The following is an 8,079-nucleotide window of genomic DNA, read 5'->3' on the forward strand; positions in this document are numbered from 1 at the left end:
CGGCCGAGCAGCTTGACCGCGGCCGCCCACAGCAGCACGCCGCCGACCAGGGCCGGCTGCAGGCTCGCGAACCATTGCATGATCGCTCTCCCTTGGTCGCGGGGAAGCAACGTGACGTCGCGTCCCGGCCGGGGCGGCAACGTCACGTTGCTTTCCGGTCAGGCCGCGGCGAACACCGTGGCGATGTCCACCTCGTTGGTGTCCGGCCGCCACGCTCCGATCACCTGCGCGTGCTGGCCCACCTTCAGCAACCCGAGGTCGCTCACCGCCGGCGTTCCGTTGTAGACGGCCGCCGTGGTGCCCGCCACCACGTGCCCGACGATCCGGTCGCCGTGGTGGTCGAGGTGCATCACGTCCTTGCCGATCGACGTGATGTGCACGGTCAGGTTGACGATGTTGAGCCAGACCGCGTCGGTAGCCAGCACCCCGTCGGGCATCCGGACTCCGCGGGCGTACAGCCCGTCGCCGACCCGCGCGGCGTCCAAAGTGGTCGGACGAAGCTTCCAGATGCTGGTGGCGGCGGTCAGCTGGAGCAGGTGGAACGAACCGTCCGAACCGGTCACCGAAAGCAGGCTGCCCTTGATGCCGGTGATCCGGCCCTCGACGAAGTTCGGGTCGACGGCCCCGGCATCGAGGTCGAGCCCGGGATCCGCGATGGCCTCCGGGGCAAGGGCACCGAGCGCGGTGGCGCCAACGACGGTGGTGGCGGTGCCGAGAACCGCCCGGGTCAGGAAGGGCCTGCGGCCCAGTGCATCCATCTCAGACACTCCTAGCTGCGGACGTAGACCGGCATGACACCAGTGGACAGGCTGCCGAGCGCGCTGTACGCGGACGGCGTCAGGTCGAGCAGGCGGTTGGTGGCGCAATTGCTGCCGCAGCAGCGCCGCTCGCCGCACCACAGGTCGGTCTGCGGGCCGCAGTCGGCGATCCGCACGGCGATCTCCGTGGTGCCGCACAGGTGCCGCACGTAGAACGTGTGCCCGCAGGTGCGCCGCAGCAGGGTGTTGCCGCACCGGTCCGGTCTGGTGATCGCGAAGCAGGCGTCGGAGGTGTTCGGCCAGGCGCAGTGCCGGCTGCCGGAGTTGCAGGTGCCGCAGGCGCCGTGCCCGGTGGAGCCGCACGGGCCCCAGGCGTTGCCACAGCAGAACCAGGACGTCTCGGCCGGGGTAGGGGCCAGGGGTTCGACGTCGAGTGGTGCCATTCGTCGCTCCCTTCGGGGGGATGGCTGTCATGCCGAATCCGCGGGAGCCGCGCAGGCCGAGCCGACGGCCGGAAGCCCGCGCGACGCGAGCTTCCGGCCTCTCGTCTGGCCCTCATCGCGCGGTCGTCATCGACAGCAGGGGTGGGACTTTCGCGCGAACAGACGGGAGTTGGTTATCAACTGACAGTGCGTACGGTACTGTGCCGATCATCGCTGCCACAGCGACCGAACGGCGTAGCCGCACCGGGCAAACGGGTTATTCGTCCCCGCGCGCGACCTGCTGGGCGTCCGCGCACCCTCAAAGCACTCCCCAACCTGATCGGCTATGCAACCGCACCCTCCTGCTCGACGAGGCGTGCGCACGGCTCGTCGACACCGACCGGGGCAGCAAGCAGAACGGGCGCCCACCGCGCCGGCTCCTCCGGTCACGAGCCGAGCATGTGGCCCGCGCTCAGCGCCTCGTCTCGTATCTGGTCAGCACGACGCCGCCGGGGAAGGTCCGCGTCTCCACCAGGTTCAGGTCGACCCAGCTGTCCAGCGCGGTGAAGAACGGCGTGCCGCCGCCGACCAGGACCGGGTAGGAGGCCAGCAGGTACTCGTCGATCAGCCCGGCGCGCATGGCCGCCCCGGCGAGCGTCGCGCCGCCTATGTCGATCTGGCCGCCGTCCTCGGCCTTGAGCCGGGTGATCTCGGCGACCGCGTCGCCGGTGACCAGGCGGGTGTTCCAGTCGACCTTGTCGATCGTCGAGGAGAACACCACCTTCGGGATGTCCCGCCACGCGCGCGCGAACTCGATCTCCGCCGGGGTGGCGTCGGGCTGCTGGTCGCCGGTCGGCCAGTGGGAGCTCATCGTCTCCCACAGCTTGCGCCCGTACAGCGACAGGCTGCTCGCCCGCACCTGGTCGAGCCACCACCCGAACAGCTCGTCGCTCGGCGGCCCGCCCCAGCCGATGTCGTCGCCGGGCGCGGCGATGTAGCCGTCCAGGGTCACGTTCATGCCGTAGATCAGTTTCCGCATGGTGCCAGCCTTCCGTGAGTCGGTCTCACGCGTGCAGACCGGCGCGGCGCGGGAAACTCATCGGGAACTTAGCGCACACTCTTCGCGATCGAGTCATCGCGTCGCGCCACGAACCCGTTGCGGTTAGCGCGAAACCAACCGCGGGCGGTGAGCAGACCGGCGGGCAGGCCGGCGATTCCGGCCAGCGCGATGGCCAGTGCGGCCGAGCCGAACGCCTGCGCCACCAGGCCGCCCGCCGCCACGCCCAACCCCTGCACGGCGACCAGCCCGGAGCCGGCCAGCCCGAACGCCTGCCCGCGCCGCTCGTCCGGGACCGTGCGCATGAACGTCGCGCTGGCCGTGATCTGGTACGCCCCGCACGCCCCGGAGATCAGCAGCAGCACGACGGCCGGCACCAGGCCCGGCCGCAGCGCGAACGGGACCAGCGGGGCGATCGCCGCGACCGCCATGGGTGCCACCAGCGCCAGCCGGCGCGGCGGATCCAGCCAGCGGATCACGAACGAGCCGGCGACCAGCCCGGCCGGGTGCGCGGCAAGCAGCAGGCCGATCGCGGCCGGCCCGGCGCCGATCTCGGCGGCGTACGGCGCGGCCAAACCCTCCGGCACCACGACGAATCCGGCCAGCCAGGCCAGTCCGACCAGGCCGCGCAGCCGGGGGTCGGCCATGATCACCCGGCCGCCGGCGCGCATCCGGCCCATGGCCGAACGGGCGGCCGGCCCGGACGGCTCCGGCGCCGGGCGGGGCCGCACCCCGAACCCGATCAGGGCGGCGGACAGGGCGAACGTGACGGCGTCCAGCGCGAGCGCTTGGCCGGTGCCGATCAGCGCGACCACCGCCCCGCCGCCGGCGAACCCGGCCACCAGGCCGCTCTGCCGGCTCATGTAGCGGATCGCGTGCCCCACCACGTAGCGGTCCCCGGTGAGCACCACGGGCATGGTCGCCGCGTGCGCCGCGGTGAACGGGGCGGCGAACAGCTGCACGACGACCAGCAGCGCGGCCAGCACCGGGAGCGGGACGTCCGGCACCGCCATCACGCCGACCAGGGCGGCCCGGGCCAGGTCGCAGACCACCATCACCCGGCGCCGGGGGAACCGGTCGGCCAGGCCGGACAGCAGCGGGCCGGAGACGAGGTCGGGCAGCAACGTCAGCGCGTAGGTGGTCGCGGTCAGGGCCGCCGAGCCGGTGCGGCTGAACACCAGCACCGACAGCGCCACCCTGGCCAGCTGGTCTCCGGCGACGGACTGCAGCTCGGCGAACCACAGCGCGCGGAACTCGGCCACCGCGAAGACCTCGCGAAACGATGCCGCCCGCATATCCATGTGAGCGCAGCGTAGGCGAGTGTCAGAGGTCGAGCAGGTTCTCCAGCCCGACGATCAAGCCGGTTCGACCCAGGATCGAGCGGACCCCGAGCAGCACACCGGGCATGAACGAGGTCCGGTCGAGCGAGTCGTGCCGGATGGACAGCGTCTCGCCGTCCCCGCCGAAGATCACTTCCTGGTGCGCGACCAGCCCCGGCAGCCGCACCGAGTGCACCCGCACGTCGGTCACCTGCGCGCCCCGCGCACCGTCTACTTCGGACACCGTGGCGTCCGGGCCGACCTCGAGCCCGGCGTCGGTACGGGCCTTGGCGATAAGCCGGGCGGTGTGCATCGCGGTGCCGGACGGCGCGTCGGCCTTGCGGTCGTGGTGCAGCTCGATGATCTCCGCCGACCGGTAGTAGCGCGCGGCGTACTGGGCGAAGCGCATCGCCAGCACCGCGCCGAGGGCGAAGTTCGGTGCGATCAGCACGCCGAGCCCCGGTTTGGGCTCCAACCATCCCCGGACGGTGTCCAACTTGGACTCATCGAAGCCGGAAGTGCCGACCACGCAACGGATGTCGTGGTCGACGCAGAACCGGATGTTGTCCAGCACCACGTCCGGGTGGGTAAAGTCGACGACCACCTCGGCCCCCGCGTCGGCGATGTCGAACTTCCAGTCGCCGACGTCGACCATGGCGACGATCTCCATGTCGGCGGCGGCCTCCACGGCCCGGCACACCTCGGAGCCCATCCGCCCCCTGGCCCCGAGCACGCCCACCCTGATCGGATTGTCGGCAGTCCTGGCCATCATCATGACGCGATCACCTCGTGCACCTCGACCGGCACGTCGTCGGCGTGAGCGTAGGGCCCCACAACGGCCGCGGCCACGGGGCGGGCCAGCAACTCGCCGGCCAGCGCGGCGACCTGGGCGGGCGTGACAGCGCCGATCAGATCCAGCGTCTGCTGCACGGTCAGGTAGCTGGCGTAGCTCAGCTCCGCCTTGCCGATCCGCGACATCCGCGAGCTGGTGTCCTCGAGGCCGAGCACCAGGTTTCCGCGTAGCTGCCCCTGAGCCCGTGTCACCTCCTCCGCGCTGACCCCGTTGCGGGCGATGTCGGCCAGCACCTCGCGCACCACCCTGGCCACCTCGCCGAGATGGTCGGGCTGGCATCCGGTGTAGACGGACAGGTGCCCGGTGTCGGCGTAGGAGGCCACCGACGAGTACACCTGGTAGGCCAGCCCGCGGCGCTCCCGGACCTCCTGGAACAACCGCGAGCTCATCCCGCCGCCCAGCACGGTGTTGAGCACCCCGAGCACCCAGCGGCGCTCGTCGTGCCGGTTCGGCGCCGGCACGCCGAGCATCATGTGCGCCTGCTCGGTGTCGTCCTGGTGCACCACCAGCCGCGGTGACAGCGGGATCCGGGCCCGGCCGGCGCGCGGGGCGGCCGGGCGGCCGGCGCCGTCGAGCCGCGCGCGCAGGGACTTGCGGGCCAGCCGGAGCACCTCGCCGTGGCTGAGGTTGCCGGCCGCGGCGAGCACCATCGTCGGCAGCGTGTAGCGCCGCCGGTAGAACCCGTTGAGCGCGGTGCGGCTCATCGCGGTGATCGACTGCTCGGTGCCGAGCACCGGCCGGGCCAGCGGGTGGTCGCCGAGCAGCGCCCCGCAGAACGCGTCGTGCAGCAGGTCCTCGGGATCGTCGTCGCGCATGGCGATCTCCTCGAGCACCACGCCCCGCTCGAGCTCGACGTCGGCCTCGGTCAGCAGCGCGTCGAACACCACGTCGCAGACCAGGTCCACGGCCAGCGGCAGGTCCTCGTCGAGCACGTGCGCGTAGTAGCAGGTGTGCTCCTTGGCGGTGAACGCGTTGAGCTCGCCGCCGACCGTGTCGATCTGCTGGGCGATCTCCACCGCCGTGCGCCGCGCGGTGCCCTTGAACAGCAGGTGCTCCAGGTAGTGCGCGGCCCCGGCGACGGCCGGCTTCTCATCCCGGGAGCCGACCCCGACCCAGATCCCGACCGAGGCCGAGCGCACCCCGGGAACCTGCTCGGTGATCACCCGTAAGCCACCGGGAAGCACGGTGCGCTTGACCACGCATCCGCTCTCGGTGCGCTCGAGGACCCGCGTGCTCAACGTGTCACTGCCCGGGGGCCGGCTCGGCCGGCTTGTCCGGCTCGTCCTCCTTGACCGGGACCAGACTGATCTTGCCGCGCTGGTCGATGTCGGCGATCTCCACCCGGAGCTTGTCGCCCACCTTGACCACGTCCTCGACCTTGCCGATGCGCTTTCCGTTGCCCAGCTTGGAGATGTGCACCAGGCCGTCCTTGCCGGGCAGCAGCGAGACGAACGCGCCGAACGCCGCGGTCTTGACCACCGTGCCGAGGAACCGCTCGCCCACCTTGGGCAGCTGCGGGTTGGCGATGGCGTTGATCTTCTGGATGGCCGCCTCGGCGGACGGGCCGTCGGCGGCGCCGACGTAGATCGTGCCGTCGTCCTCGATGGAGATGTCCGCGCCGGTCTCCTCGGTGATCGAGTTGATCATCTTGCCCTTCGGCCCGATCACCTCGCCGATCTTGTCCACCGGGATCTTCACGCTGGTGACCCGCGGGGCGTACGGGCTCATCTCGTCCGGCTTGTCGATCGCCTCGCGGATCACCTCGAGGATGGTCAGCCGGGCGTCGCGGGCCTGGGACAGCGCCTGGGCGAGCACCTCGGACGGGATGCCGTCCAGCTTGGTGTCCAGCTGCAGGGCGGTGACGAACTCCTTGGTGCCGGCCACCTTGAAGTCCATGTCGCCGAACGCGTCCTCGGCGCCGAGGATGTCGGTCAGCGCCACGTACCGGGTCTGGCCGTCAACCTCGTCGGAGACCAGGCCCATGGCGATGCCGGCCACCGGAGCCTTGAGCGGCACGCCGGCGTTGAGCAGCGCCAGCGTGGACGCGCACACCGAGCCCATCGACGTGGAGCCGTTGGAGCCCAACGCCTCAGAGACCTGGCGGATGGCGTACGGGAACTCCTCGCGCTTGGGCAGCACCGGAACCAGGGCCCGCTCGGCCAGCGCGCCGTGGCCGATCTCGCGCCGCTTGGGCGAGCCGACCCGGCCGGTCTCACCGGTGGAGTACGGCGGGAAGTTGTAGTGGTGCAGGTAGCGCTTGTGCGTCTCGGGCGACAGCGAGTCGATCTGCTGCTCCATCCGCAGCATGTTCAGCGTGGTGACGCCCATGATCTGGGTCTCGCCGCGCTCGAAAAGCGCCGAGCCGTGCGCCCGCGGGACCACCGCGACCTCGGCGGACAGCTGGCGGATGTCGGTGATGCCGCGGCCGTCGATGCGCACCTTGTCGCGCAGGATCCGCTGCCGGACCAGCTTCTTGTTCAGCGACCGGAACGCGGCGCCGATCTCCTTCTCCCTGCCCTCGAACGCCTCCTCGGCGGCCAGCCGCTCGAGCACGGACTCCTTGAGCTCGTCGAGCCGGTTCTCTCGCTCCTGCTTGCCGGCGATGGTCAGCGCCTGCGCCAAATCGTCGGCGACGGCCGCCTCGACGGCCCGGAACACGTCGTCCTGGTAGGCCGGGAACAGCGGGAACTCCGCGGTCTCCTTGGCGGCCTTGCCGGCCAGCTCCTGCTGGGCCTGGCAGAGCACCCGGATGAACGGCTTGGCGGCCTCGAGGCCGGAGGCGACGATCTCCTCGGTCGGCGCCTGGGCTCCGGCGTCGATCAGGTCGATCACGTTCTCGGTGGCCTCGGCCTCGACCATCATGATCGCAATATCATCAACAGAGCCGTCGCCGCCTGTGCTGACCAACCGGCCGGCCACGACCATGTCGAACACGGCCTTCTCGAGCTGGTCGTGGGTGGGGAAGGCCACCCACTGGCCGTCGACGAGGCCCACCCGGACCCCGCCGACCGGGCCGGAGAACGGCAGGCCGGCCAGCTGGGTGGACGCCGACGCCGCGTTGATCGCGACCACGTCGTAGAGGTCGGCCGGGTTCAGGCTCATCACCGTGACCACGACCTGGATCTCGTTGCGCAGACCGTCGACAAAGGACGGCCGAAGCGGACGGTCGATCAGCCGGCAGGCCAGGATCGCGTCGGTGGACGGGCGGCCCTCGCGGCGGAAGAACGCGCCGGGGATGCGGCCCACCGAGTACATCCGCTCCTCGACGTCCACCGTGAGCGGGAAGAAGTCGAAGTGCTCCTTGGGTTGCTTGGACGCCGTGGTGGCGGACAGCAGCATGGTGTCGTCGTCCAGATAGGCCACCACGCTGCCAGCGGCCTGGCGGGCCAGGCGGCCGGTCTCGAAACGGACGGTGCGCTTTCCGTGGCTGCCGTTGTCAATCACGGCGACGGACTCGTGGACTCCAGGTTCGCCGAAGTCGGTCATGTCGTAACTCCTCGTCATGGCGGGCGGTTGCGCCGGGGCGCCGCTCATGGACGAGGCCGGTCTTCGATCGAAGTTCCCGGGGAGATCACCCGGGAACCACTACCGAGGACCGGCTGGCTGGTCCTCCGCGGCGGCGCGCTGCGCCCTGGTTCGGTTATGTACCGGGGGGGGGGGGCGGGGGGGG

The 8,079-nt window shown here is 71.1% G+C and carries 7 protein-coding genes; all 7 read right to left on the reverse strand.

The genetic code is table 11. The features are described from left to right. Positions 1–158: 158 nt before the first annotated feature. Positions 159–758 carry a cell wall protein gene (locus VGX25_RS17900; protein WP_326918949.1) on the reverse strand — a complete coding sequence of 200 codons (600 nt, stop codon included), beginning with the start codon at positions 756–758 and terminating at the stop codon, positions 159–161. Between the two features lie 11 nt (positions 759–769). After that, the gene (locus tag VGX25_RS17905) at positions 770–1,201 is read right to left on the reverse strand and encodes a hypothetical protein (RefSeq protein WP_326918950.1); all 432 of its coding nucleotides are present in this window, start codon (positions 1,199–1,201) and stop codon (positions 770–772) included. Positions 1,202–1,652: 451 nt separating this feature from the next. Continuing rightward, positions 1,653–2,219, reverse strand: a complete 567-nt coding sequence (locus VGX25_RS17910) for a dihydrofolate reductase family protein (RefSeq protein ID WP_326918951.1) — start codon at positions 2,217–2,219, stop codon at positions 1,653–1,655. Between the two features lie 68 nt (positions 2,220–2,287). Further along, the gene (locus tag VGX25_RS17915) at positions 2,288–3,538 is read right to left on the reverse strand and encodes an MFS transporter (protein WP_326918952.1); all 1,251 of its coding nucleotides are present in this window, start codon (positions 3,536–3,538) and stop codon (positions 2,288–2,290) included. Positions 3,539–3,560: 22 nt separating this feature from the next. After that, on the reverse strand, positions 3,561–4,328 hold the full coding sequence (dapB, locus tag VGX25_RS17920; RefSeq protein WP_326918955.1) for a 4-hydroxy-tetrahydrodipicolinate reductase: 768 nt from the start codon (positions 4,326–4,328) through the stop codon (positions 3,561–3,563). Further along, positions 4,328–5,647 carry a pitrilysin family protein gene (locus VGX25_RS17925; protein WP_326918953.1) on the reverse strand — a complete coding sequence of 440 codons (1,320 nt, stop codon included), beginning with the start codon at positions 5,645–5,647 and terminating at the stop codon, positions 4,328–4,330. Before VGX25_RS17925 ends, dapB begins: the two co-directional genes overlap by 1 nt. 4 nt (positions 5,648–5,651) lie before the next feature. Continuing rightward, a complete protein-coding gene (locus VGX25_RS17930; protein ID WP_326918954.1) occupies positions 5,652–7,895 on the reverse strand; it encodes a polyribonucleotide nucleotidyltransferase in 2,244 nt (747 codons plus the stop codon). Positions 7,896–8,079 lie beyond the last annotated feature (184 nt).

This window comes from Actinophytocola sp., assembly GCF_035942955.1.
Classification (GTDB): domain Bacteria; phylum Actinomycetota; class Actinomycetes; order Mycobacteriales; family Pseudonocardiaceae; genus DASYTH01.

What these genes read in the sequence shown, in the direction of transcription:
- VGX25_RS17900 (WP_326918949.1), bottom strand. Translation starts at nt 758, where the DNA reads ATGGATGCACTGGGCCGCAGGCCCTTCCTGACCCGGGCGGTTCTCGGC.
- VGX25_RS17905 (WP_326918950.1), bottom strand. Translation starts at nt 1,201, where the DNA reads ATGGCACCACTCGACGTCGAACCCCTGGCCCCTACCCCGGCCGAGACG.
- VGX25_RS17910 (WP_326918951.1), bottom strand. Translation starts at nt 2,219, where the DNA reads ATGCGGAAACTGATCTACGGCATGAACGTGACCCTGGACGGCTACATC.
- VGX25_RS17915 (WP_326918952.1), bottom strand. Translation starts at nt 3,538, where the DNA reads ATGGATATGCGGGCGGCATCGTTTCGCGAGGTCTTCGCGGTGGCCGAG.
- dapB (WP_326918955.1), bottom strand. Translation starts at nt 4,328, where the DNA reads ATGATGGCCAGGACTGCCGACAATCCGATCAGGGTGGGCGTGCTCGGG.
- VGX25_RS17930 (WP_326918954.1), bottom strand. Translation starts at nt 7,895, where the DNA reads ATGACCGACTTCGGCGAACCTGGAGTCCACGAGTCCGTCGCCGTGATT.